Source organism: Caballeronia sp. LjRoot29 (assembly GCF_964252755.1).
Lineage (GTDB): Bacteria > Pseudomonadota > Gammaproteobacteria > Burkholderiales > Burkholderiaceae > Caballeronia.
Genome location: NZ_CAXUPU020000010.1, coordinates 156319 through 181907 on the forward strand (window position 1 = coordinate 156319; position 25589 = coordinate 181907).

Consider the following 25589-nt stretch of genomic DNA (forward strand, 5'->3'; position numbering starts at 1 on the left):
CTGATGCAACGTGTGCGGTTGAAGAAAACGACTCATTGGGGGCGGTTGCCGGCGTTGATGTTCTGTGCAGCTGCGTTGTTATCAGCGGCATCGAGTGCTTTTGCGCAGGGCGACGATTCCGCCGCCGCGCGCAAGTCCGCTGCGGAACTGCTCAACAGGATCCACGACGCCGCACAGCAGCAGAACTACGAGGGCACCTTCGTCTACCAGCGTGGGACAACGGTGCAATCGTCGCGAATTATCCATTCTGCGGCACGCGGCGACGGTGAGTTCGAGTCGCTGGAAAGTCTGGATGGCAAGCCTCGCAAGATGCTTCGCCACGACGACGACATGTACACGTTCGTCCCCGAACGGCATTTGGTGGTCGTCGAAAAACGTCAGAACAAGGACGCGTTCCCGGCGTTGCTGACAACCGGCAGCGACCAGGTCCTGATGGTCTATGAGCCGAAAATGCTCGGTTTGGACCGCGTGGCCGGGATTGATAGCCAGGTGATCGAACTCGATCCGAAAGACGCCTGGCGCTTTGCCTACAAGCTTTGGGCCGACTCGAAAACCGGCCTTCTACTGCGAGCGCAGACGCTTGGCCCCGACGGTCAGGTGCTCGAACAGCTTTCATTCTCGCAAGTTCAGATTGGCGGGTCCGTGGACCGCGCCGGGATTGCGAACGGAATCAAGAGCCTAGCCGGGTGGACGGTCGTGCGCCCACCGGTCGAGCCGGTCGATATGGCCGCGCAGGGGTGGAAAATCACCCCTGCCGTGCCGGGTTTCCGGGAAATCCGGGAGTTGCGCCGGCCAATGGCGTCAAGTGAAAAGGGCCAACCGCCTATTCCCGTCGATCAGGCTGTTTTCTCCGACGGACTGGCGGCAATCTCGATTTTTGTCGAGCCGGCGGAAAAAAATTCCCGCAAGGAAGGGGCTGGCGACAGCGGCGCGACGCACGTGCTGGTCAAGCGCCGCGGTGATTTCTGGATTACCTTGCTGGGCGAAGTGCCCCAGGCCACGTTGCAGCAATTTGCTTCTGCCATAGAATACAAGCCTTCCAAGTAATTCCTCGGCCCACCACGATATGAGCAATCTCTCGCTGCGCACCTATTTCGCGGCCGCGGCGCTTGCCGCATGCCTGCCGCTCGCGACCTACGCGGCCACAGCAACCGCAGCGGCGCCCGCGTCGACGCCTGCGCCGTCCGCTACGACGGTCGCGGTGCCGGGAGTGAATTTGCCCGACTTCACCACACTGGTCGATAAAGTCGGTCCGTCGGTCGTCAATATCCGTACGACAACCCGCGTCAGCAGCAGCAACGACCTGCGCGGCTTGCCGCCCGGTATGGACGAGGGCGACATGTCCGAGTTCTTCCGCCGTTTCTTCGGTATTCCAATGCCGGGTACGCCGGGGTCGCCGCGCGGTGGCGGCAGTGGTAACGGAGGCGGAAGCGGCAACGGTGGCGGTGGCAATGGTGGCAATGGCGGCAATGGCGGGAACGGCAACGGCAACGGCAACGGCGACCAGGGTGGCGACAGCGGCAGTAGCAGCAGCCCTGACAGTCAGGACAATTCGGAACAGAGCAGCGGCGTAGGCTCGGGTTTCATCATGTCGGCCGATGGTTACGTGATGACCAATGCCCACGTGGTCGACGACGCCGACACTATCTACGTCACGCTCACGGACAAGCGCGAATTCAAGGCGAAGCTGATCGGCGTCGATGAACGCACGGACGTCGCGGTCGTCAAGATCCAGGCGACGAGCCTGCCGGCTATTACTATCGGCGATTCGAACAAGGTGCGTGTCGGCGAATGGGTGCTGGCAATCGGCTCGCCGTTCGGGCTCGATAACACGGTGACGGCGGGTATCGTCAGCGCGAAGGGTCGGGACACGGGCGACTACCTGCCCTTTATCCAGACCGACGTAGCGGTGAATCCGGGCAATTCCGGTGGTCCGCTGATCAACATGGCGGGCGAGGTCATTGGCATCAACTCGCAGATCTACAGCCGTACGGGCGGCTTCATGGGGATTTCGTTCGCGATTCCTATCGATGAAGCCATGCGCGTCGCCGATCAGCTGAAGACAACGGGCAAGGTCACGCGCGGCCGCATTGCAGTAGCGATCGGCGAGGTCACGAAGGAAGTGGCGGATTCGCTTGGGCTTCCGAAGGCGCAGGGCGCGCTGGTGAGCAGCGTGGAAGCGGGCGGCCCGGCCGACAAGGCCGGTATCCAGCCGGGCGACATCATCCTGAAATACAACGGCCACGATGTCTCCACGGCAACGGACCTGCCGCGCATGGTCGGTGACACGAAGCCGGGCACAAAGGCGACGATCACCGTGTGGCGCAAGGGTCAGTCGCGCGATCTGCCGATCACGATCGCAGAAATGCAGCCGGACAAGGTCGCGAAGACCGAGGCCAAGAAGACGCCGCCACCAAAGGCGAAGGCGAGCAATACGCTCGGCATTGCGGTGAGCGACATTCCGGCTGACCAGAAGAAGACGCTGAAACTCACCAATGGCGTGATGGTGGACGCGGTGGAAGGTCCGGCGGCGCGTGCCGGCTTCCAGAAGGGCGACATCATCCTGCGTATCGGCGACACGGACATCACGAGCGCGAAGCAATTCGACGCGGTCGCGCAAAACGTCGATCCGAGCAAGATGGTCGCGGTGCTGGTGCGTCGCGGCGACAACACGCAGTTCGTGCCGTTGCGTCCGCGCAGCGCGCCGGCGCAGAAATAAGCACGATGAGCGCGCTTAAGCTTTATGGGCGTGCGTGGTGCCACTTGTGTGAAGATTTGCGCGCCGGGCTTGAGCCAATTGCGGCTGAGTTCGGCGTTGCTATCGAATGGATTGATATCGACACGGATCTTGCGCTCGAGGCGTTATACGACGAACTTGTTCCCGTGCTGGTGTTCGATGGCGTGGAGTTATGCCATTACCGGCTGGACGAAATGCGCGTACGGGACGCGCTCCTGAACACTTCCAGCACGCGCATAAGTCCCTGAGCAATCGGACCTTTCCCGTAAAATCCGCCGTCAGGCCGCCTTTTCGGCTAAAATAGACAGGTTTTTCACCCCCATTTTCAAGGCGTGCTCCGCGTTTGTCTGGGCGCGCCTTTTTGCTTGATCGGCACTGAATGAATCATATTCGTAACTTCTCGATCATTGCGCACATCGACCACGGCAAGTCGACGCTCGCCGATCGCATCATCCAGTTGTGCGGCGGCTTGTCCGACCGCGAGATGGACGTGCAGGTGCTCGACTCCATGGATCTCGAGCGCGAACGCGGCATCACCATCAAGGCGCAAACCGCGGCGCTGAGCTACAAGGCGCTCGACGGTCAGGTCTACAACCTGAATCTCATCGACACCCCGGGCCACGTCGACTTCTCGTACGAAGTCAGCCGCTCGCTGTCCGCTTGCGAAGGCGCGCTGCTCGTGGTCGACGCCAGCCAGGGCGTGGAAGCGCAGACGGTCGCCAACTGCTACATGGCGATCGAACTGGGCGTGGAAGTCGTGCCGGTCCTGAACAAGATCGACTTGCCCGCGGCTGATCCCGAGAACGCAATTTCGGAAATCGAAGATGTGATCGGCATCGATGCAACCGATGCCGCGCGCTGTAGCGCCAAGACGGGTCTCGGCGTGACCGACGTGCTCGAAGCGCTGATCGCCAAGGTGCCTCCGCCGAAGGGCGATCCGGACGCACCGCTGCAAGCGCTGATTATCGACTCATGGTTCGATAATTACGTCGGCGTGGTCATGCTCGTGCGCATCAAGAACGGCACGCTGCGCCCGAAGGACAAGATCAAGATGATGGCGTCCGGCGCGATTTATCCGGTCGAAAGCCTCGGCGTGTTCGCGCCGAAAGCCACGAATCTTGCGTCGTTGTCGGCGGGGCAGGTGGGCTTCATCATCGCGGGCATCAAGGAATTGCAGGCTGCAAAAGTCGGCGATACGGTCACGACCTTGGCGCGTCCGGCCGAAGTGCCGCTGCCTGGTTTCAAGGAAGTGAAGCCGCAAGTGTTCGCGGGTTTGTATCCGGTGGAAGCGAATCAGTACGACGCGCTGCGTGAATCGCTGGAAAAGCTGAAGCTGAACGACTCCTCGCTGCAGTACGAGCCGGAAGTGTCGCAAGCGCTTGGTTTCGGCTTCCGATGCGGCTTTCTTGGTCTGCTGCACATGGAGATCGTGCAGGAGCGGCTTGAGCGCGAATTCGACATGGACCTCATCACCACGGCGCCAACCGTGGTGTACGAAGTCGTGAAACGCGACGGCGAGTTGATCCAGGTCGAGAATCCGGCCAAGATGCCGGAGCCTTCGTACGTCGAGGAAGTGCGCGAGCCGATCGTGACCGTGAACCTGTACATGCCGCAGGAGTATGTGGGCGCGGTAATCACGCTCTGCACGAACAAGCGCGGCCAGCAGATCAACATGCTGTATCACGGCCGACAGGTCCAGCTCACGTACGAGATCCCAATGGCGGAAATCGTGCTGGATTTCTTCGACCGGCTGAAGTCCACATCGCGCGGTTATGCGTCCATGGACTACGAGTTCAAGGAATATCGCGCGTCGGACGTGGTGAAGGTCGACATGCTGATCAATGGCGACAAGGTCGACGCGTTGTCGGTGATCGTGCACCGGTCGCAGAGTCAGCATCGTGGACGCGAAGTAGCGTCGAAGATGCGCGAACTGATTCCGCGCCAAATGTACGACGTCGCCATTCAGGCGACCATTGGCGCGAACATTATTGCGCGCGAGAACATTAAAGCATTGCGTAAGAACGTTCTGGCAAAGTGCTACGGCGGCGATATCTCGCGAAAGAAAAAGCTTCTGGAAAAGCAGAAGGCCGGCAAGAAGCGCATGAAACAAGTCGGTTCGGTCGAGATTCCGCAGGAAGCTTTCCTCGCGATTCTTCGCGTCGAAGATTAATAAAACAACCGGAAACGATTGATGAATTTTGCGTTGATTCTTTTGGTGCTCGTCGTCGTGACGGGGATTGCGTGGGTATTCGACAAACTGGTGTTCGAGAAGCAACGGCGCCGGGCAGCAGATGCAGCGGTGGTGGAATTCGATCAACAGCAGGCGCGCCTTGAACCCCGTTTCGCCGATGAAAACGCGCCGCAAACGCGCGCTCGCCTACGCGATGAAAAGCTCCGCCAGCCGTGGTACCTGGAATATTCCGCAAGCTTCTTTCCGGTAATCTTGGTGGTGTTCGTGGTGCGCTCGTTCGTGGTCGAGCCGTTCAAGATTCCGTCCGGATCCATGGTGCCCACGCTGGTGGTAGGCGATTTCATCCTCGTCAATAAATTTGAATATGGCCTGCGTCTGCCGATCAGCAATACCAAACTGACCAGCGGCACGCCGCTCAAGCGTGGTGACGTGGTGGTATTCCGCTATCCGAAAGACGAATCGGTGGATTACATCAAGCGCGTGATCGGCCTTCCGGGCGACACCGTTGCGTATCAGGACAAGAAGCTGACCATTAATGGCAAGCCGGTTCCTGAAACGGCGCTGCCTGATTATTTCGATGACGAACGCGTCGGTTATGCGAAGCAGTTCGAAGAAAATCTCGATGGCCGCAAGAATGCGATCCTGAATAACGCACAAGTGCCGCCGTTCGTAATTGGCGCTGACGACTTCCCGTTCCGCGACAACTGCGACTACAACGCTCAAGGCGTCATTTGCAAAGTGCCGGCGGGTAACTATTTCATGATGGGTGACAACCGCGATAACAGCGCGGACAGCCGTTATTGGGGTTTCGTGCCTGACGCGAATATCGTCGGCCGCGCATTCTTTATATGGATGAACTTCAGCAGTTTGAAGCGCATTGGGGTGTTCCATTGAAGCGCGGTTTTGATCAGTATCGCCAGCAGTAATTTCGTTCGACAACTACGCCGCGTCATCGCGGCGTAGTTGTTATTGCAAGTCACCTCTGGGCCGCCTAGAAACAGCACGAAGAATCGCGGCTAAGGTGTGCTTGCTGTGCCATTTTTCCCTGCGGTTTTTAGTTTTTTCGGCCTTTCAGCCGGATTCGCCCCTCCCGGCGCCCGCGTTATACTCTGCCCATGCCCTCAACCCCGTTGGAAAGCCGGCTTCAGTACGAATTTCGCAATGCGGAATTGCTGCGCCAGGCGATGACCCACCGCAGTCATAGTGCCACGCACAATGAACGACTCGAATTTCTCGGAGATTCCGTTCTAAATTGCGTGGTGGCTGCGCTTTTGTTCCAACGATTCGCAAAACTCGATGAAGGCGACCTTTCTCGCGTCCGGGCAAATCTCGTCAAGCAACAGTCGCTTTACGAGATTGCGCAGGCGCTGAATGTCTCGGAGGCGTTGCGGCTGGGCGAGGGCGAGTTGCGCAGCGGCGGCTTCCGCCGCCCGTCCATATTGGCGGACACGCTCGAAGCCATCTTCGGTGCGGTCTTTCTTGACGGCGGTTTTGACGCTGCGCTTCAGGTGATCAAGCGGCTGTACACGCCGATTCTCGATCACATTGATCCACGCACGATCGGCAAAGACGCGAAGACGCTGCTGCAGGAATATCTGCAGGGCCACAAGATCGCGTTGCCGACTTATACGGTCGTGGCCACGCACGGCGCGGCGCATAACCAGCAATTCGAAGTGGAATGCACGGTGCCGAAGCTCGAGGTGAAGGTGTCGGGTTCGGGTGCAAGCCGTCGCGCGGCTGAGCAGGCTGCGGCAAAGAAGGCGCTTGATGAGTTGGCTTCCGCCGCGCCAGCCATGACGGCGAAGCCCAAGCGCAAGGGTTCGCGCGCGGCCAAGCAAGCTGAACAGGAAATTGTGCCGGGCGTGACGGGCGTACAGGCGGCGCTCGATCTGCGCGCGCCGGATCGTCGTGAGCGCGCACGCGCCAGCGCCAGCACCAGCAGTAATAGCATTAGCGCAGGCCATGGCAGCAACACGCATAACGATCCCGAGCGTCCGGCTACGGCACCATTCGCTGTGATTCGCGCATCGCATGTGGAACCGTCGGCGGGTACGTTCGCCAGCGCGGAGAAAACCGAGCGGGCGACGATTCATCGGGCGGAGAAGACGGAAAAGGCCGAAAAAGCGGCGGCCGAGGCGACGGCGGCAGCAACCGAGAGCGCGGATAAGACATCGGTTGCGCACGTCGAAGCCGCGGTGGATAACGCTGTGAATAGCCCGGTGGAAAAAAGCGCCACGAAGGCAGATAGTGCAGGTGAAAAGGCGGCCGCAAAGCAAGCTGAGAAGCCGGCTGACAAGCCTGCCGCGAAGAATGCCGAAGCGCCACCCGTAGAGAAGTCCGCAGTTCCCGCGCGGCAGCGTGAAGACGTGCCCGCCGCGCATTCTGCGACGGCCTCGAAGGGCGCGGAAAGCGTTGAAACAAAGGTCGAAGCGCACCTGGAAGAAAGCGCCGATGCAACCGTCGTACGCGCCGCCGATACCGGCCACTGACGTGGACTTCCAGGGCGAGCTTCGAGGCTCGCCGCTAAAGCTCGCACGCTATCGATCACAAGCATAATCCGGACGCCACGCGTCCCCACGAATTCACCGAATCTGCAGCCCCATACATGATGAACGCTCCCACTCCTCCTGGTTTCCGCTGCGGCATGGTCGCGATCGTCGGTCGGCCGAACGTCGGCAAATCGACCTTGATGAACGCGCTCGTCGGGCAGAAAGTCAGCATCACGTCGCGAAAGGCGCAGACCACGCGCCATCGGATCACCGGCATTCACACGCTGGACGACGCGCAGTACATTTTCGTCGATACCCCCGGTTTCCAGACCAAGCATAGTGGCGCGCTGAACCGCTCGCTGAACCGCGCGGTCACGTCCACGCTGACGTCTGTCGACGCCATTCTGTTCGTGATCGAAGCGGGCCGTTTTGGTCCTGATGACCAGAAGGTGCTCGACCTGATCCCGAACGACACGCCTTGCCTGTTGATCGCCAACAAGCTTGACCACGTGACCGATAAGGCAACGTTGTTCCCGTTCATGCAGAAAATGAGCGCGCTGCACGACTTCAAGGAAATCGTGCCGATGACCGCGAAGCATGCCGACGACATCACGCGTTTGATGACGGTCGTGAAGCCATTTTTGCCGGAAGGCTCGCCTATTTACGGCGAAGACGATCTCACCGATCGCAGCGAGCGTTTTCTTGCCGCTGAAATCCTGCGCGAGAAAGTGTTCCGCTGGACCGGCGACGAGTTGCCGTACACGAGCACGGTCATCATCGATAAATGGGAAACGGAGGGGCGCTTGCGCCGCATTTTCGCGACCATCCTGGTCGAACGCGATACCCACAAGGCGATGATCATCGGCCAGAAGGGTGCGAAGCTGAAACAGATCAGCACCGAAGCGCGCCTGGATATGGAAAGGCTGTTCGACGGTCCCGTGTATCTCGAAACCTTTATCAAGGTGAAGAGCGGCTGGGCGGACAATGAAGCTGGACTACGCGCCTATGGGTACGAATGACGCGTGGATGACCCAGTCCTCCAACGCAGAATCCGATCCGCTCGCCGACGATAACTTCAGCTCCGGCGAGCCTTCCGCACCTGCGCCTAAAAGGCGCCGGACGGCGTCTGCGTCCGCGTCAACGAAATCCGCCGCACCGAAAGAATCCAAAGAACCGAAAGCCCCAAGAGCGCCGCGCGCGGCTCCTCGCTCGGACTTTCGTATCGCCGAGCAGCCGTCGTTCGTGCTGCACAGTTATCCGTATCGCGAGACCAGCCTCGTGCTCGACGTGTTTTCACGCGATCACGGCCGCGTCGCGCTGGTCGCCAAAGGCGCCAAGCGCCCGCATTCCGCGTTGCGCGGCGTGCTGCAAACGTTCCAGCCGCTGGGGTTATCGTGGACGGGGAAGGGCGAAGTCCGAACGCTGACGCAAGCGGAATGGGTCGGTGGCATGTTGCCCCTCGCCGGCGACGCGTTGCTTTGCGGCTTCTACGTCAATGAATTGCTCGTCAAGTTCTGCGCTCGCGAAGACGCGCACCCTGCCTTGTTCAATCACTATGTGCTGACGTTGTCGCGTCTCGCGCACGGCGAGCCTGCGTTGCATGCGCTGCGCTCGTTTGAGCGCGTACTGTTGCGTGAAACCGGCTACGCAATGGCGTTGAATAAAACCATCACGCGCCAACCAGTTCTCGCCGATCAGAAATACGTGTTCGATCCCGAGCGCGGTGTGCGCGATGCATCGGATGATGTGCCGTCGCAATGGCCGGTGATCGCCGGGCAAACCCTTCTCGATATGGAGAAGGACGAATACAGCCGTCCGCAGACGGCCGCGCAAAGCAAGACGCTGATGCGCTTTCTGTTGAACGTGTATCTTGGCGGCACACCGCTCGCCACCCGTCAAATCCTGATCGACCTGCAAAATCTATGAGCTTCTTTCTCTCGTCGCCCGCTAACGTGATCGATCTGGGCGTCAACATCGATCACGTCGCCACGCTGCGCAACGCGCGCGGCACGTCGTATCCCGATCCGATCCGCGCTGCGCTGCAAGCCGAAGAAGCGGGCGCGGACGCCATCACTTTGCATCTGCGGGAAGATCGCCGACATATTGTCGATGCCGACGTCCACGCGTTGCGTCCGCTGCTCAAGACGCGCATGAACCTTGAGTGCGCGGTCACACAGGAAATGCTGGATATCGCGTGCGGCGTTCGTCCGCATGACGTGTGTCTCGTGCCGGAAAAGCGCCAGGAACTGACGACCGAAGGCGGGCTTGATGTCGTCGGCCAGTTCCAGGCCGTGAAAGCTGCATGCGAGCAACTGGCTCGGGCGGGCGCGCGGGTGTCGTTGTTTATCGACGCGGATGAAACGCAGATTCGCGCAGCGCATGAAGCGGGCGCGCCGGTAATCGAATTGCACACGGGTTCTTATGCCGAAGCGCACGACGAAGCCACCCGGCAGAAGGAGTTCGAGCGCGTGGCGCGCAGTGTCGATTTCGGCAATTCACTGGGCTTGAAAGTGAACGCCGGACACGGCCTGCATTACACGAATGTCCAGCCGATCGCGGCGCTGGAAGGCATTGTGGAATTGAACATTGGCCATGCGATCGTTGCGCACGCGATCTTCGCCGGATGGGACAACGCGGTGCGCGAGATGAAGGCAATCATGGTGGCATCGCGGCTTGCCGCGACCGCATCGCGATAACTGAGAAAGCTCATAACCTTAACCCGGACCCAACGATGGCGATCTACGGAATAGGTACGGATCTCGTTCAGGTAAGCCGTGTGGAGGGCGTGATGGAGCGCACGAATGGGCGCTTCGCCGAGAAGGTCCTCGGGGCCGACGAACTTCGTATCTACCACGCGCGTAAAGCGCGCTCCGAAGTCCGCGGTCTCGCCTTCCTCGCCACGCGTTTCTCCGCGAAAGAGGCGTTTTCGAAGGCAATCGGATTGGGCATGCACTGGCCGATGACATGGCGCGCGCTGCAAACGCTCAACGAGCCGAGCGGCAAGCCGAAGATTGTTGCATCGGGAGAACTCGCTGACTGGATGGCGGTGCGCGGCATCACCGCTCAGGTCACGATCACCGATGAACGCGATTACGCGGTGTCGTTTGTGATCGCTGAAACGGGCGTGAGTCCGGACGCAACCCCAGCAACAAAAACCCCCTGACTTTTTAGCTCAAAATTTGAACTCGTTAAAACGTATTCCCGGACCCGTCATGCTCGACGTGGCCGGCACCACGCTCTCCGACGCCGACATTCGCCGTATCGACCATCCGATGACCGGCGGCATCATCCTCTTCGCACGGCATTTCCAGGATCGCGCGCAACTCGTTGCGCTGATCGACGCGATTCGCGCGGTGCGTGAAGACATCCTGATTGCCGTCGATCACGAAGGCGGTCGCGTGCAGCGTTTTCGTACCGATGGCTTCACCGTCCTGCCCGCGCCTGGCAAACTCGGCGAACTGTGGGACCGTGACGTGTTGCTCGCGACAAAAACCGCGACCGCCTTCGGTTATGTGCTCGCGGCCGAGTTGCGGGCGTGCGGCGTCGACATGAGTTTTACGCCCGTGCTCGACCTGGATTACGGGCACTCGAAGGTGATCGGCGATCGTGCTTTGCATCACGATCCGCGCGTAGTGACGATGCTCGCCAAGAGTCTGAACCATGGCTTGGCGCTCGCCGGCATGGCGAACTGCGGTAAGCATTTTCCGGGGCATGGGTTTGCATCGGCGGATTCACATGTGGCCTTGCCTGTGGACGATCGCTCGCTGGAGGACATCCTCGCCGCCGATACCAAACCGTACGACTGGCTGGGCATGTCGCTGGCGTCGGTCATCCCGGCACACGTGATTTATCGCCAGGTCGATGAGAAACCCGCGGGCTTTTCGCGCGTCTGGCTGCAGGAGATCTTGCGCGGCAAGCTCGGTTTCAACGGCGCGATTTTCAGCGACGATCTTTCGATGGAAGCCGCCCGCGCCGGCGGAACGCTGACCGAAGCGGCCACGGCGGCGCTCACGGCCGGCTGCGACATGGTGCTGATCTGCAATCAACCGGACGAAGCGGGGAAGGTGCTGGATCGCCTCACGTTCGTGCCGACGAAGGCATCGCAGACCCGCTTGCGGCGGATGCGGCCGCGAGGGCGCGCCTGGAAGTGGGGCAAGTTGATGGAGCAGGTGGAATATCAACAGGCGCTGGCGTTGGTGAAAAGCGCGTTGGGCTAAAGCTAAAGCGCTCGCGCAAGTGGGTGAGTGAGACAAACACAGCCATGAAAAAAGCCGCTGGTTCGCAAGAACGAGCGGCTTTTTTCGATCAACGTTTCATCACTCCAGCTTCATTCGCTGCAGCTTGTTGTAAAGCGTCTTAGGACTAATCCCGAGCAGCGTAGCGGCGCGATGCCGCGTGCCGCCCACCGCTTCAAGCGTTGCACGAATCAGCATGTCTTCGACATCGGCGAGCGCCGTGCCTACCGTCACTTGCACGCTGCTGCCGTTGAGTCCGCGGCCGCCGGCACCGCCTTGCTCATCGGCGCGCAGGGTTTCGATGACATCGCCGGATGCGTGATACGCGCGGCGCACGCGCTCACGCAGTTCGCGCACATTGCCGGGCCATTCGGTCGCCAGACACTCCCGGATGAAATCCGGACTCACGCGTTTCGGCGCGCCGCTCGTGACGCCGCTCACGTGATTCTCGCGATTCAGTTCATCGACGAAATGCTCGGCCAATAACGCGATATCGTCACCGCGGTCACGCAAAGGCGGCAACGCAATCGACGACGCATTCAGGCGCAGGAACAGATCCTCGCGCAATTTGCCATCGGCGACGGCGTCCTTCACCGGCGTGCGCGTTGCGGCGAGCAGGCGGAAGTCCGTCACAATCTTGTTGCTGCCGCCCACGCGCATGAAGGTCTGCGAATCAAGCGCGCGTAACAGCGCTTCTTGCTGCGGGATCGGCAACGCGTCGATCTGGTCGAGGAACAGCGTCCCGCCACCCGCTTGCTCGAGCAAACCGGGTTCGCGATTCTCCGCGCCGGCAAACGCACCGCGCTCGTGGCCGAAGATCAGGCTTTCCATCGAACGATTGCTGGTCTCGTTGGCCGCGGCGCAATCGAATGACACGAACGGGCCTTTACGGCGCCGGCTCATCTCATGCAGCGTGCGGGCGGCGACCTTCTTGCCGGTGCCGCTTTCGCCGCAGATCAGCACAGCCGCTTCCGTGGGCGCGGTGTGTTCAATCAGATCGTAGACATGCTGGATCGCACCGCTGCGCCCAAGCAATCCACCGAAATAGCCGAGCTCACGCAGCGTTGAACGCAACGCCCGCACTTCTTCTGTGAGCTCGTAAGGGCGCGGAATCCGGGCCAGCAAACTGCGTAGGCGCGGAATGTTGACCGGCTTCAGCAGGTAATCCCAGATCCCTTGCCGCAAGCCTTCGATAGCACTCTCCACTGTCGCGTTACCCGTCATCACAATCACGGGCAGCGCGCCACCGGGCGGTTGCGCCGGCAGGTTGTGGAGCAGATCGAGACCGCTGCCGTCGGGCAGATTCAAGTCGACCAGCACGACGTCCGGGATGAAACGCGTCAAGGCAGAGCGCGCTTCGGCGAGCGTGGTGGCGGTATCGACGGAAAAACCGTCGGCCGCTAGGATGGCAGACAAGCCGGAAAGGCTATTGGGATCGTCTTCGACAATCAAAGCGTGTGGCATGGCGGACACAACGTATTAAGTGGTCTAAAATTCGTTCCGTACCGGTCGCCTTCAATGGCGAGATCCAGCGGGGACGCCTCGATACCGGGCTACGCCGGCGCGGACTGATGGCGGGATGACGTCAAATTCTCGGTCTCCGCCCAAGCTTCCAGCCCTCGCCCGACATTGCGGGGTCTTTGTGCTGCGCTTCCTGATGGTTTCCACGTGTTTCCTGATGAGCCAGTCTTGTCTTGTCTGAGCACACCGTGCTCCCGACCCGATCGCTCGGCCCATCGGCGTGATATTCGCGCGCTATTGCGGCTTGACGTTCAGCTCATTCTTGACCGACTGCACGCCATCCACGCCGCGCGCGACCGCCACCGCTTTTTGAATCTGATCCGGTGAATTCACAAAGCCCGACAGCAGCACTTCACTCCGATACGTCGTCACGCTCACCGCCAGCGATTTCAGTCCCGGGTCAGCGAGTAACGCCGCTTTCACCTTGGCGGTCAGTGCGGAGTCGGCGGTGTATTCGCCAGCCGATTCATGGGTCGGTGTCGACGAGCATCCCGCAGTGATCGCGACTACCGGTACGGCACATGAAACAGCAAGGACAAGACGGACGAGAGTGGTTTTTGTAATTGGCATGGTCTGTATTGTTGAAAAATGCGACGCCGTCACAGCGCGGACACAACAACCACAGCAGGTTTCATGCCATCTTTACAACGACAAGAAATCAAGGTTTTAGCAGAGGACATACCATTCCATGCAGCAATCACCCGGCAATTTCAGGAAACGTTCCGGTAAAGTTTGCCTGAATTGGCAATAATGTTCAGCAAAAAGAAAAAGCGCCCCGAAGGGCGCTTTTTTTGATTTTTGTACCTGGAGCGTCGGGCCGGCGTTGATAGCCGCCGGAGCCTTAAGAGCCTTAGGCGCGGCTGCGATACTCGTTGGTACGCGTATCGATTTCGATCTTGTCGCCAATACCGCAAAACAGCGGCACTTGCAGTTCGAAACCGGTGGCGAGCTTGGCGGTCTTCAGGACCTTGCCCGACGACGTGTCACCCTTGACAGCCGGTTCCGTATAGATGATCTCGCGAACCAGCGTGGTCGGCAGTTCCACCGAAATGGCTTTCTCGTTGTAGAACACCACTTCGCACGGCATGCCGTCGGCGAGGTAGTGCAGGGCGTCGCCCATCATGTCGGCTTCGACTTCGAACTGGTTGTAGTCGGCGTCCATGAACACATACATGGGGTCGGCGAAGTACGAATACGTCACTTCCTTGCGGTCGAGCTGGACGACGTCGAACTTGTCGTCCGCCTTGTACACCGATTCCATGTTGCCGGTGGACAGCAGGTTGCGGAACTTCATCTTCACGACCGCGGAATTGCGGCCGGATTTGTTGTACTCGGCCTTCAGCACGACCATGGCATCGCTGCCGATCATCACGACGTTGCCGACGCGGAGTTCTTGTGCGGTCTTCATATTAAAAAACTGTCCTGTACGAAAATGTGAGCCTGATCGCTGCAGTGTGGACGGCCGGCTCGTGGCAGGGTTGCTTCGTTTAATCGAGATTGCTTTTGTATTGCAAACCCTGGCAAACCCGGCGCTGTAGCCGCCTCACTGACTATTCATTGACTTGTTGACTATTCCCACCGCGCTCATTCCACTGTGGAATTTGTCCGAAACTGAGCGTGTTCCGAACTGCAAGCCGTTGGATAACCGCTTATTTTAACTGAGTTTTCGCGAATTCCGCCAGATTTCCGGCCAGATCGCCAACGTTCGCCAGTTCGGTCGCCCAATCGGCGGCGCGCTGTTCCAGCGGCGTGCGGTTTTGCCAGAAATCGTCCCAGTCGGGAGTGCCTGCGCCGTTCCACGCGTGCCAGAAGCGTTCGAGCGAGGTTCTCGCCCTGTCCGGCAAGCCGTTTGCGTAGTGCGCGAGCGCCGCATCGAGTTTCGGCAGATGGGCGTCGTCGCCTTGCGGGTAGATATGCCAGACGAACGGCGTTTGCGCCCATTGGGCCCGCACGAACGAATCCTCGCCGCGCACGAAATTCAGGTCGGCGGCCCAGAGCAGCGCATCGAAAAGAGGCTGTTCGACAAAACCCAGCGCGTAAGCCGACAGCGATCCGCTTGTCGCCTTCGCTCCGGCCCGGAAATCGGACAGATCGAAAAACCGGGCAATGGCACCGGAAATGCGTCCTTCCGGCACGAGTAACGCGATCGGCGTGGCGGAATCGCGCCATTGCTCAAGCAGCGAATCGATGGCGGGATTTTCGTACGCGAACATCGAAATGACGGTTGTGCCGGTCGGCGGCGGCGCGATGCCGACACGTGCGTGCCACCAGGCATCGCGATCGAACGCCTCACGCTTGGCATCGAGCAAACGCTCTTTCAGCACGCCGCCGGTGCCCGGTCCTAGTCCGGGAAAAAAGAACGTCTTGTTAACTGCGTAGCGCGGATGCGGCGACGGCCTCAGATGAAAATCCGCGACCCAGTCCTCCGCGCTCAGATATTCGAGATTCACCCACACGGGCGTCTTCTCGCGGCGCGCCATCGCGCTCACGTACACCGCCGGCAATTCGCAGCCGAACGCTTCGATCACGACATCGGCGATCTGCAGCGTGTCGCCGGCATGCGACGGCGCATGCCAGTGCTCGATCATCACGCCCGCCTCGCTTTGGCGATCGAGCGCGGGATCGATGGCCGGGCAGAGCGCATGAAAGGCCGCGAGATCGTCGACGAACAGGCGCACTCGCCAGTCGTGTTCGCTGGCCAGTTGGCGCGCGAGCCGCCAGCAGACGCCGATATCGCCGAAATTGTCGATGACCGCGCAGAAAATATCGCACGCGATATAGGTGGCTGAAGCGCCTGGATCGACGCTCGCGTGGCCGGAAGCAGCCGGCATTTGTTCCGATGAAGACGGCATGGGCAATGGGCGGCGATGAACCGCAAATGAAGGGTGAGGAATGGCGGACAGCGGTTTGAACTAAACTGGCGTTTTCAAGGATAACGATTCGCGCGGCGCGCTGCGTTACGGTTGCGTTACGGTTGCGTTACGGTTCCAATGCGGTCGAGCTAAAGGCTCGCCCAGGCTGTTCGGGCGACCTGGACGCGTGCCGCGCTTAATCCATACTCCACTCGAAACCAATAAAATTATTTTGCTGAACTCAAGCCGCGGGCGCTCCGCCATCATCTCTGCATGACAGACTCCGACGTTTTCGACCCTAAAAAAAGCCTGGCGCAATTGCCGCACTTGCCGGGCGTGTACCGCTATTACGACGAGCAGGGCAACGTGCTGTACGTCGGCAAGGCGCGCGACCTGAGAAAACGGGTGTCGAGCTATTTTACGAAGACCCTGCTTTCTCCGCGCATCGCAATGATGGTCACGCGCATCCGCAAGATTGAAACCACGGTCACGCGGTCCGAAGCCGAAGCGTTGCTGCTTGAGAATAATCTGATCAAGGCGCTCGCGCCGCGCTACAACATCCTGTTTCGCGACGACAAGTCGTATCCGTATCTGAAGCTCACCGGCCACAAGTTTCCGCGCATGGCGTATTACCGTGGCAGCGTCGACAAGAAGAATCAGTACTTCGGCCCGTTCCCGAGCGCGTGGGCCGTGCGCGAAAGTATCCAGATCCTGCAGCGCGTTTTCCAGTTGCGCACCTGCGAGGATTCCGTCTTCACCAATCGCACGCGGCCTTGTTTGCTGCATCAGATTAGCCGCTGCACCGGTCCGTGCGTCGGGCTGATCAACGAAGAGGATTACGCGCGCGATGTATCGAACGCATCGCGGTTCCTGCTCGGACGCCAGGGCGAAGTGATGAAGGAACTCGAGCAGAAGATGCACGCGTTCGCCGCCGATCTCAAGTTCGAACAGGCCGCGGCCGTCCGTAACCAGATGAGCTCGCTGTCGACCGTGCTGCATCAGCAGGCTATCGAAGTGGGCGGCGACAATGACGTCGATATCCTCGCGGTCGTCGCACTGGGCGGCAAGGTGTGCGTGAATCTCGCGATGGTGCGCGGCGGCCGCCATCTCGGCGATAAAGCCTATTTTCCGACGCACGTAGAGGCGGCGCTGGCCATCGAAGACGCAATGCCGGAAGAGCTTTCCGGCGATGACTTCGTGGACGGCGTGGCGAATATCGTCATTGAGCAGGTCGATGCGGACGTCGACGAGATTGCGTTGTCCGCGGGCACGCTGGCGGCGCGTGAGCAGGACTTCGAGGCCCACGCGACGACCGAGCAAATGCAGGAGGAGATCGCTGAAACCGGCGACGCGCCCGTGGCTGACGCGACAGAATCGGAACGTCAGGGCGCGCTCGAAGCTGAAGTGCTGGAGGCGTTTATCGCCCAGCATTACATCGGCAATCGCGTGCCGCCGGTGCTGGTGGTGAGCCACGCGCCGACGAACCGCGAACTCGTCGACTTGCTGATCGAACAGGCCGGGCACAAGGTCGTGGTGCTGCGTCAGCCGCAGGGACAAAAGCGCGCGTGGCTGTCGATGGCTGAATCAAATGCAAAGCTCGCGCTCGCGCGCTTGTTGTCCGAACAGGGATCGCAGCAGGCGCGCACGCGTTCGCTTGCGGACACGCTGAGCTTGGAAATGGACGATCTCGCGCAGTTGCGGATCGAATGTTTCGACATCAGCCATACGATGGGCGAGGCGACGCAGGCATCGTGCGTGGTGTATCACCATCACAAGATGCAGTCGGCGGAATATCGGCGCTACAACATCACGGGCATCACGCCGGGCGATGATTACGCCGCCATGCGCCAGGTCCTCACGCGCCGCTACGAGAAGATGCTGGCGCAGGCCGCCGCGCGCGCTACGGACGCTGATGATGCTAACGATGAACCGCAGCAGGAAGCGGTGGAATCGACCGACCCGGAAGCCGAAGCGCAACCGGAGCCAATCAATCCCGCGGAAGCCGATGTCGCTGAACCTGTGCCGTCGGGCGGCCGCTTGCCGAATATCGTGTTGATCGATGGCGGTAAAGGACAGGTCGAGATTGCGCGGCAAGTGTTCGCTGAATTGGGCCTCGATCGCAGCATGCTGGTTGGCGTGGCAAAAGGGGAAGGGCGCAAAGTCGGTCTCGAAACCCTCATTTTCGCCGATGGCCGCGCAGCGCTCGAACTCGGCAAGGAGAGCGCGGCGCTGATGCTTGTCGCGCAGATTCGCGACGAGGCGCACCGTTTTGCGATTACCGGCATGCGCGCGAAACGGGCGAAGACGCGGCAGACATCGCGGCTTGAAGAGCTGGAGGGTATCGGCGCAAAACGGCGTCAGAAGCTACTGTCGCGTTTCGGCGGTTTGCGCGGCGTGCAGGCGGCGAGCGTGGAGGATCTGGCGAGTGTCGAAGGCATTTCGCAGGCGCTCGCCGAGCAGATCTACCGGCAGTTGCATTGAGCGCAACGTCCGGCCGTCCGGCCCGTCGTCTTGTGACATATAGGGCGACGCGGCACAATGGCACCTCTCTATAAGAGTCACGCCCATGCCGTTTAATTTTCCGATTTTTCTGACGTGGCTGCGAATTGTGCTGATTCCGCTCGTCGTGGGCGTCTTCTATTTGCCGGACGTGATGATGAGCCCGGACCATCGCAACCTGCTTGCAATGGTCATCTTCGTGCTCGCCGCGCTGACCGACTGGTTCGACGGTTACCTCGCGCGCAAGCTCAATCAGACGTCGGCATTCGGCGCGTTTCTCGATCCCGTTGCGGACAAGCTCATGGTCACCGCTGCGCTGCTCGTGCTCGTGCAACTGATGCGGCTGAACGCGGTGATAGCGCTCGTGATTGTGGGCCGTGAGATCACGATTTCGGCATTGCGGGAATGGATGGCGCAGATCGGGGCATCGAAGAGCGTGGCGGTGAATTCGCTCGGCAAATTCAAGACGGTCTGCCAGATGGTCGCCATCCCCATGCTGCTGTTCTACGGGCCGCTGAAGATCGCCGGCACGCCGTTCGTGATCGATACCCGTGTGTGGGGACTCTGGCTGATCTATGTTGCTGCGTTCCTCACGGTGTGGTCCATGCTCTATTACATGAAGCTCGCCTGGCCGCAGATTCGTGAGCGCGGCGGCATGTTGTGATCGGCATGCTGTGATTCAGGTTGGAGAGCGTTTAAAAGTGATGGGGTACATACAAAGCGCTTGACACTAAAGTTGGCCTTCTCCATAATCTCGTTTCTGTCGGGTGAACGCAAAAAAAACGCGAAGCCTGATGAAGGTTGAAAGCAGTAAATTGGCAGAAGAAGTCAGCAAGATGCGGGAGTAGCTCAGTTGGTAGAGCGCAACCTTGCCAAGGTTGAGGTCGCGAGTTCGAGCCTCGTCTCCCGCTCCAAATTAAGAAGGTTATTGGCAATGGTAAGCCGGTGACTGGCAGTAAAAGCAGGACCATGCGGGAGTAGCTCAGCTGGTAGAGCGCAACCTTGCCAAGGTTGAGGTCGCGAGTTCGAGCCTCGTCTCCCGCTCCAAAAAAAGGGGAAGCCAAGCTTCCCTTTTTGTTTGGTGGTTGGATTTGCCAGACACGGATTGCAACATGTAGCTCCCGCTTCTGGCGCGATAGCAAAGCGGTTATGCAGCGGCCTGCAAAGCCGTTTAGGCCGGTTCGACTCCGGCTCGCGCCTCCAGAGAATCAAAGAAAAAGCCCTGACGAGTCAGGGCTTTTTCTTTATCTGTGCGACCTGTGCAGACAGCTGGCGGATCGATCTGCGCAATTCTACGCACCCAACAAACGCTGCCTTGCCAACCGCGCCGAAGCCAGATCCCACGCAGCGCATCCAACGCTTTTAAACAGCACGGGTTGATCCGGCGAACTAACCCACGTTCCTTCGATAACAGCAGCCAACGAGCCCACCGTACTCCAATCGACGTTCGCCTGAATAAGATCACCGGCTTCGTGTCTCGCACCCGCTGGATCGTCCACCAGGATCGCGCTTTGGTGCACGATCGATGCATCGATTTCAGCTGCATCCGGCGTGAACGCACCAACGCCCACGACCAGCCGCCCGGCGCGCGCGGCTTCGCGATAGACCGGCGTTTTGCTCGTAGTCAGCGCGACAACGACATCGACATCTTCGGGGATCATGTCCCCCTCAATCGGTATCAACTGCGAGCCCAATCCTGCGTGTGCCGCCGCGAACCGAGCTGCCGATTGCATCGACGATCCTTTGACGTAAAGAATCGCATCAGGGAAGAGCGCGGCGAACGCCTCGGCGTGATTGCTCGCTTGCTTGCCGGTGCCGATCAGCAAGATCGACTTCGCGCTTCGCGCAAGGCGGCTGATGCCCAATGCCGATATACCGGCAGTGCGTCGTCCTGTGACCGTCGGGCCATCGAGCGAAAAGAGCAATTCTCCGCTAGACGAGTCATACGCCGTCACCTGGCCGTGGATGGTCGGTTTGCCCCGCGCCTTGTTGCCGGGACACACGTTCACAAGTTTATGGATAGCTATATCCGCCGCGGTCGCCGGCATCGAGAGCATGACGCCGCCCGCCTGCAGCGGCACGACCAGCCGCTCCGGACTTTCTATGCCGCCCGCCGCGTATTGCACGACGGCGGCACTCAATGTATCGACGAGTTCCGTGTAGGGAAGCAGCGCCGCAGTCTGTTGTTCATCGTAGGACTGGGTCATATTCATCGCACCAGGAAACCATAGGTCAGCGGATCGCGGTCGTCGATGATCCAGTTGGCGAAGCCGCAAATGTAGGCATTGCCTTCGACTTCCGGGATGACCGCATCGAACGGTCCGAGCTTCGTTTCGCTCAGCACGCGTCCCTTGAATATTGTGCCGATCACCGACTCGTTGATCAGCGTTTCATCTTTGCCCAGCAGACCGCGAAAGTACAGTTGCGCGACCCGGCCGGCGGTGCCTGAGCCGGTCGGCGAGCGATCGACTTCACGGTCGGCGAAGACGCAGCAGTTCGCCTGCGTTGAGCCCGCGTGCCGCGGCTGATTGGCGATGATCGTGCCGTAGATGTGATTCAGTTCCGGAATCTCGGGGTGTTCCACCTTGACCGCTGCGTTGGCGGCGGCTTTTACTTCGGCGCCGAATTGAATCAGTTTGTCTATGGCTGATTCGCGAATGTGCAGGTCGAAAGGCGCGCCGTCGGCGTAGAAATAGAACGCGCCTCCAAACGCGATGTCGCCGGTAACGCTGCCGAACGAAGGTGTCTCCACGGTGACGTCACGCTGCCAGATGAACGAAGGCACGTTCACGAATCGTACGTTGCCGGCATGAGTTCCATCCCATTGCACGAACGCCTCGATGAAACCACAAGGCGCATCGATCCCCACGCGTGTTTCCGGCGATGTCCGTTCGATCCAGCCCAGTTCCACCGCCGCCGTTGCGAGGCCGATCACGCCATGGCCGCAATGATCGCTGTAGCCCTCGTTGTGCACGAAGATCACGCCAAAATCGGCGCCTTCGCTGACGGGTTCCGTGAGGTAGCCGCCGTACATGTCGGCGTGGCCGCGCGGTTCGAACATCAGCGCGCGGCGAATGTGATCGGCATGCTCCTTCAGCCAGGCGCGACGCGCGACGATAGTCTTGCCCGGCATCTTCGGCAGACCGCTCGTGACTATGCGAAATGCCTCGCCTCCGGTATGCACTTCGACCGTGTCGATTGACTTCGTGATTTTCATTTCAATTGCTCATTTCGATTCCGGGTGCATCACTGGCCGTATGCGGCCGGCAAGCCGTTCTTGATGACATACACGGTCGTGGGCGCGCCCTTCAAGTCGCCTTTCGCGTCGAAGGAATAGGTTCCTGCGATGCCCTTGTAGTCCGTCTTCGCCAGTTGCGCGGTCAGCTTTGCTTTGTCCGTGGTCGTGCCGGCCTTCACCATTGCGTCGGCGAGCAGCATCATGCCGTCGTAGTAGCTGACAGCGTAGACCTGCGTGTCCGTGTGATACGTGTCTTTGTAGCGCTTGAGGAAGTCGCGTCCCGCCGCCGTCTTCTCAAGCGACGTGCCGCCTTGCGCGCAATAGACGATCGATGCATCTTCGCCCGCCACCTTGCCCATGTCGGCGGAGCAGATGCCGTCGCCGCCGAGCAGCTTCGCCCGAAGTCCGCGCTGGCGCATCTGCTTGGCCATCGGTGCGCCCTGTGCGGCGTATCCACCGAAGAAGATCACGTCAGGATTCTTGGCCTTGATGGTCGTCAGGATGCCGAGGAAATCAGTCGCGCTCGAGCTGGTGTATTCGTTAGCGACGATCTTGATGCCGTGCGCCTTTGCCACGCTTGCAAATTGTTCCGCGACGCCTTGGCCGTAAGCCGTGCGGTCATCGACGATTGCCGCAGTCTTCGCTTTCAGCGTTTTTGCAGCGAACTCGCCCATGGTGCCGCCGAGCTGCTCGTCGCTTGCGCCAATACGAAAGATATTGTTGAAACCCTGTGTGGTCAGCGCAGGGTTCGAGGCGACCGGGAGCATCGGGATACCGGCTGAATGGTAGATCTGCGACGCCGGAATGGCGACGCCCGAGTTGTAGGGTCCAAGGACGGCAACCACACCGCTATCGGCGAGCTTTTGGGCGATCTGGACACCAATCTTGGGATCGGCCTGGTCATCTTCCGAGTCCAGTTTGAACGTCACTTTCTTGCCCGCGACGACGACGCCTTTCTTGTTCAAATCGTCTACTGCGAGCCGCGCGCCGTTTTCGTTATCCTTCCCGTTGACGGCCTGTGGACCGGTGAGCGGCGCCGAATGACCAATGGTCACGACTTCTTGCGCGTGGACGCCAGCATTGGCAAAAGCCGCCGAAGCGACCAGGAAACTTGCGACAGTTTTTTTCATTGGAGACTCTCCGGGGTCGACTATACTGGTCCTGAATGTAGACCAAAACCGGCTCTCGAAGCAATCATTCAAATTATTTTGGCTGGTTTTGGTCTTTCCCGTGACCACGTTTGGTGAGATTGAAGATGGCAGCCATTCACGCAGAGCTCGACGGCTCGTTTCGCCCACGGCAAATCTACGAACAAGTGTCCGAGCGAATCCGCGACGAGATTGCTGCGGGCCGATTTCTGCCGGACTCGCGGTTGCCATCGGAGCGGGATCTCGCAGCGTTGTTTGGTGTCGGACGCCCCGCTGTTCGCGAAGCGATCGGCGCGCTGCAGAACGAAGGGCTGGTGATTACGAAGCGCAATTCGGGGACGTTTGTCTGCGGTGACGCTGTTTATCGCTTGTCGCATCGGGCGGTGGATACCGGAACGGCCGATTTCAGTCCCAGTTCCACGCTCGATGTGCGCATGGTCCTTGAACCGGCAGTAGCTCGCCGCGCGGCTTCGCGGGCGCAACGCGATCCGCTGGCCGAGCAGTATCTCAATCAGATGGAAAACGTCTATGACATCGACGACCCCGCGCAGCGCGCGCTATGGAATAGCAGCGACCGCTTGTTTCATCGGCAACTGGCGGTGATGACGGGCGACGCGTTGATGGTCAAGATCGCCGATGAAGTGGCTAGTTCAATGGACCAGCCATTGTGGAAGCGCCTGAAAAACGAGGGCATATACGACGCGGGCCGGATTCGTCTTTATGTGGCTGAACATCGGCTGATTTACGAGGCGGTGGTTCAGGGCGATGCCGATGCCGCGGCGTTCTACGTCGAACAGCATATCAAGCGTGTGGAACGGGATATCGCGCCGAAGTAGACAGTGAACACCTCACCGCCCGCGTAGCGTCTCAACGAGCGTTCTCCACGGGCTATTGGCTCTTTTACGCGCGGTCCAGCGATGATTCGGCAGCGCCACGGCAAGCCAGGGTTCGCTATGTCCGACGAAGCGTCGAACATGGAATCGAGACGGTGCCTCGAAAAGATCGAGATACGCGCGTCGATAATGCTCAACCATCGCCGCTTCCTGATAGTACGTCTCCATCCACTGCCGCGAGGCCGCGCCCAACTCCGCGCGCAACGCCCGATCCCACAGCAATTCACGCAGCGGACCTTCGGCCTCTTCCAGCCGTACATCGATCCAGGGCAGCTCTAGCGCCCCCGTCATGGCCCTCAACTGCGACTGCACGCGATTGTCCAGATGACCCAACGTGGGTTTCCCCTGCGATAACGCCTCCAGCCCGCTCAAGTGATAATTCCCGGTCACGCATTCGTCGATGGCAATCGCCGCTTGCTGCTTCGCCCGCAAACACGCGTCATGTGGTGTATCGACAATCAATTGAAGCTTGCACAAACCCTTTCGCTCGAGTTTGCGCAGCAGTTTGAGCGTCTGCGGAACGCCCTTCGTTTCCCAGCGCGTTTTCCATGCAGATGACCGGCCGCTCGGAGAAAACGTGACGACCGGCAGGCCGTCCGCATCGATCCGGCTTTCCGGACCAGGCAGGTAACGGGGATCATTCAGCGGGATCACGTTGGGAACCACCCGCGCGAACGGGTAATAACGCTCGGGACCTTGCGCAATAACGAGTTGCGGCACGTCCTCATAAATAATTCGCTCGACCACCCGAGGGTCATCCTTGGCCCAGAGATCCGGGGCCGAATGGTATTGCTTGATGATTTTTTTCTCACCGAAGCGCTGATGGAAATTCGGACCGAATGTGTCGGCGAATGAGAAGAACTGATGGACGTGAATGACGTCGGCATTGGCGATGACATCGAGCGCTTGCTGCTCCTGAGTTTTCCAGTCGATATCGACAGCAAAGGTTCGGCTGCGATACGCGCTGCTATTGAAAACAATATGGCGCGCTTCTACACTGGTGAGCCGATTCAGCGCCGAAACAATGTTCCCTGGACTTCCGGCCACCGGCGTGTTGGAGATATGAACGACCTTCATTGCGCGAGACCGCGCTGGTTACAGTCGGCCGTTTTTAACCGCGGATTATTCCTGTTCAAGAGATGCATGCGCCAGCGAGTGCCAATCATCCTTCTCGATAATATCGCTCCCAAGCGCGCTTTGCGCCGAGAGGTTCACCACGCGTATGCCGCGACAGCTTAATAGCGGGGCAGCGTGGCGAAACGACGGTTCTATGAATGAATTAAAATCTCCGTCCAATGCGCTAGGCTGCATGTTTTCTTTGGTTTCGTAGAAGCGCGGTGTTTGCGCGGCGTTCAGCAAATCGAGGCCGTGCATAAAAATTCTCCTGAACCCGAGGGACGTGAGCACTTGTAAGCCCGTGTAAGCGACGGTATGGACGTCGAATATGCCGCGCCTGATATTAAAGCTAAAACCCAACGCCGGTTCTTCGTCAAACAATACGAGATCCGCACTGGCATGCGTGGCAAGGAGTTCGTGTTTTAGTAATGCGCGCTTGCGAGCGGGATATTGAACATCTTCAATCAGAAAGACTCGGCAGCGAAACTCGGACAACGGAAAGTATTGGGCGATATACCAAAGAACTAAGGGCGTCGCAAATAACGTCAGCTTTTGCTGAACCACCCGTGCTACCAGGTCAGGGCGCTTTCGGACAAACCCGGCATCGACAATGCAATAATATTCAAACCGAACCGGATGTTTATCTTGTAAAGCGATTGCGCCGTTAACT

At 59.6% G+C, this 25589-nt stretch carries 23 protein-coding genes and 3 tRNA genes; 17 read left to right on the forward strand and 9 right to left on the reverse strand.

The window, feature by feature from the left end; all coding sequences use genetic code 11:
• Positions 1 to 3: 3 nt before the first annotated feature.
• The 11 genes from ACSQ83_RS14345 to nagZ all read left to right on the forward strand — a co-directional run bounded on the left by ACSQ83_RS14345 (position 4) and on the right by nagZ (position 11634).
• Positions 4 to 1047 (forward strand): MucB/RseB C-terminal domain-containing protein, encoded by a 1044-nt coding sequence (locus tag ACSQ83_RS14345; RefSeq protein ID WP_414949012.1) that lies wholly within the window; start codon positions 4 to 6, stop codon positions 1045 to 1047.
• Positions 1048 to 1066: 19 nt separating this feature from the next.
• Complete coding sequence (locus ACSQ83_RS14350) at positions 1067 to 2719, forward strand: DegQ family serine endoprotease (RefSeq protein WP_436228592.1); 1653 nt, start codon at positions 1067 to 1069, stop codon at positions 2717 to 2719.
• Positions 2720 to 2724: 5 nt separating this feature from the next.
• On the forward strand, positions 2725 to 2985 hold the full coding sequence (locus tag ACSQ83_RS14355; RefSeq protein ID WP_436228593.1) for a glutaredoxin family protein: 261 nt from the start codon (positions 2725 to 2727) through the stop codon (positions 2983 to 2985).
• Between the two features lie 131 nt (positions 2986 to 3116).
• Positions 3117 to 4907: a translation elongation factor 4 gene (gene lepA, locus ACSQ83_RS14360; RefSeq protein ID WP_436228594.1), complete on the forward strand. Its 1791-nt coding sequence runs from the start codon at positions 3117 to 3119 to the stop codon at positions 4905 to 4907.
• A gap of 21 nt (positions 4908 to 4928) precedes the next feature.
• Positions 4929 to 5822, forward strand: a complete 894-nt coding sequence (lepB, locus tag ACSQ83_RS14365) for a signal peptidase I (RefSeq protein WP_436228595.1) — start codon at positions 4929 to 4931, stop codon at positions 5820 to 5822.
• A 221-nt stretch (positions 5823 to 6043) separates the two neighbouring features.
• The gene (gene rnc / locus ACSQ83_RS14370; protein ID WP_436228596.1) at positions 6044 to 7417 is read left to right on the forward strand and encodes a ribonuclease III; all 1374 of its coding nucleotides are present in this window, start codon (positions 6044 to 6046) and stop codon (positions 7415 to 7417) included.
• Positions 7418 to 7536: 119 nt separating this feature from the next.
• Entirely contained in the window at positions 7537 to 8436 is a 900-nt protein-coding gene (gene era / locus ACSQ83_RS14375; RefSeq protein WP_436228619.1) for a GTPase Era, read from the forward strand.
• On the forward strand, positions 8423 to 9343 hold the full coding sequence (gene recO, locus ACSQ83_RS14380; RefSeq protein WP_436228597.1) for a DNA repair protein RecO: 921 nt from the start codon (positions 8423 to 8425) through the stop codon (positions 9341 to 9343). Before era ends, recO begins: the two co-directional genes overlap by 14 nt.
• Positions 9340 to 10113 (forward strand): pyridoxine 5'-phosphate synthase, encoded by a 774-nt coding sequence (pdxJ, locus tag ACSQ83_RS14385; protein ID WP_436228598.1) that lies wholly within the window; start codon positions 9340 to 9342, stop codon positions 10111 to 10113. The genes recO and pdxJ overlap by 4 nt, the downstream gene beginning before the upstream one ends.
• 35 nt (positions 10114 to 10148) lie before the next feature.
• A complete protein-coding gene (gene acpS, locus ACSQ83_RS14390; RefSeq protein ID WP_436228599.1) occupies positions 10149 to 10580 on the forward strand; it encodes a holo-ACP synthase in 432 nt (143 codons plus the stop codon).
• A gap of 49 nt (positions 10581 to 10629) precedes the next feature.
• Entirely contained in the window at positions 10630 to 11634 is a 1005-nt protein-coding gene (gene nagZ / locus ACSQ83_RS14395; protein ID WP_436228600.1) for a beta-N-acetylhexosaminidase, read from the forward strand.
• A 99-nt stretch (positions 11635 to 11733) separates the two neighbouring features.
• Here nagZ and ACSQ83_RS14400 read toward each other — a convergent pair whose 3' ends face one another.
• The 4 genes from ACSQ83_RS14400 to earP form a co-directional block, all read right to left on the reverse strand.
• Entirely contained in the window at positions 11734 to 13116 is a 1383-nt protein-coding gene (locus ACSQ83_RS14400) for a sigma-54-dependent transcriptional regulator (RefSeq protein ID WP_436228601.1), read from the reverse strand.
• A 291-nt stretch (positions 13117 to 13407) separates the two neighbouring features.
• Entirely contained in the window at positions 13408 to 13743 is a 336-nt protein-coding gene (locus tag ACSQ83_RS14405) for a BON domain-containing protein (RefSeq protein ID WP_436228602.1), read from the reverse strand.
• A gap of 280 nt (positions 13744 to 14023) precedes the next feature.
• Positions 14024 to 14581 carry an elongation factor P gene (gene efp, locus ACSQ83_RS14410; RefSeq protein WP_062089336.1) on the reverse strand — a complete coding sequence of 186 codons (558 nt, stop codon included), beginning with the start codon at positions 14579 to 14581 and terminating at the stop codon, positions 14024 to 14026.
• Positions 14582 to 14822: 241 nt separating this feature from the next.
• A complete protein-coding gene (gene earP / locus ACSQ83_RS14415; RefSeq protein ID WP_436228603.1) occupies positions 14823 to 16004 on the reverse strand; it encodes an elongation factor P maturation arginine rhamnosyltransferase EarP in 1182 nt (393 codons plus the stop codon).
• 294 nt (positions 16005 to 16298) lie between these two features.
• Between earP and uvrC the strand changes: the two genes are divergently transcribed.
• The 5 genes from uvrC (at position 16299) to ACSQ83_RS14440 (ending at position 19727) form a co-directional block, all read left to right on the forward strand.
• Positions 16299 to 18506, forward strand: coding sequence for an excinuclease ABC subunit UvrC (gene uvrC / locus ACSQ83_RS14420; protein ID WP_436228604.1), 2208 nt, complete (start codon positions 16299 to 16301; stop codon positions 18504 to 18506).
• An 85-nt stretch (positions 18507 to 18591) separates the two neighbouring features.
• On the forward strand, positions 18592 to 19188 hold the full coding sequence (gene pgsA / locus ACSQ83_RS14425; RefSeq protein WP_414949031.1) for a CDP-diacylglycerol--glycerol-3-phosphate 3-phosphatidyltransferase: 597 nt from the start codon (positions 18592 to 18594) through the stop codon (positions 19186 to 19188).
• A 174-nt stretch (positions 19189 to 19362) separates the two neighbouring features.
• Positions 19363 to 19438, forward strand: a tRNA-Gly gene (locus tag ACSQ83_RS14430).
• Positions 19439 to 19495: 57 nt separating this feature from the next.
• Positions 19496 to 19571: transfer RNA gene (locus tag ACSQ83_RS14435), tRNA-Gly, on the forward strand.
• Positions 19572 to 19653: 82 nt separating this feature from the next.
• Positions 19654 to 19727: transfer RNA gene (locus ACSQ83_RS14440), tRNA-Cys, on the forward strand.
• An 89-nt stretch (positions 19728 to 19816) separates the two neighbouring features.
• On the opposite strand, the gene lhpI is transcribed toward ACSQ83_RS14440, so the two are convergent.
• Genes lhpI through ACSQ83_RS14455 form a run of 3 tightly spaced genes read right to left on the reverse strand, consistent with a single transcriptional unit; the run spans position 19817 to position 22892 of the window.
• Positions 19817 to 20731, reverse strand: coding sequence for a bifunctional Delta(1)-pyrroline-2-carboxylate/Delta(1)-piperideine-2-carboxylate reductase (gene lhpI / locus ACSQ83_RS14445; protein ID WP_436228605.1), 915 nt, complete (start codon positions 20729 to 20731; stop codon positions 19817 to 19819).
• Positions 20732 to 20733: 2 nt separating this feature from the next.
• Positions 20734 to 21741, reverse strand: coding sequence for a trans-3-hydroxy-L-proline dehydratase (gene lhpH / locus ACSQ83_RS14450; RefSeq protein WP_436228606.1), 1008 nt, complete (start codon positions 21739 to 21741; stop codon positions 20734 to 20736).
• 29 nt (positions 21742 to 21770) lie between these two features.
• Complete coding sequence (locus tag ACSQ83_RS14455) at positions 21771 to 22892, reverse strand: branched-chain amino acid ABC transporter substrate-binding protein (RefSeq protein ID WP_414967339.1); 1122 nt, start codon at positions 22890 to 22892, stop codon at positions 21771 to 21773.
• A 125-nt stretch (positions 22893 to 23017) separates the two neighbouring features.
• Here ACSQ83_RS14455 and ACSQ83_RS14460 point away from each other — a divergent pair, with 125 nt between their 5' ends.
• Complete coding sequence (locus ACSQ83_RS14460) at positions 23018 to 23746, forward strand: FadR/GntR family transcriptional regulator (protein ID WP_436228607.1); 729 nt, start codon at positions 23018 to 23020, stop codon at positions 23744 to 23746.
• Between the two features lie 12 nt (positions 23747 to 23758).
• Here the strand turns inward: ACSQ83_RS14460 and ACSQ83_RS14465 are convergent, their stop codons facing one another.
• Positions 23759 to 24880 (reverse strand): hypothetical protein, encoded by a 1122-nt coding sequence (locus tag ACSQ83_RS14465; protein ID WP_436228608.1) that lies wholly within the window; start codon positions 24878 to 24880, stop codon positions 23759 to 23761.
• 45 nt (positions 24881 to 24925) lie between these two features.
• Positions 24926 to 25589, reverse strand: a 664-nt coding sequence (locus ACSQ83_RS14470; protein ID WP_436228609.1) for a hypothetical protein, incomplete at its 5' end; no start/stop codon positions are given.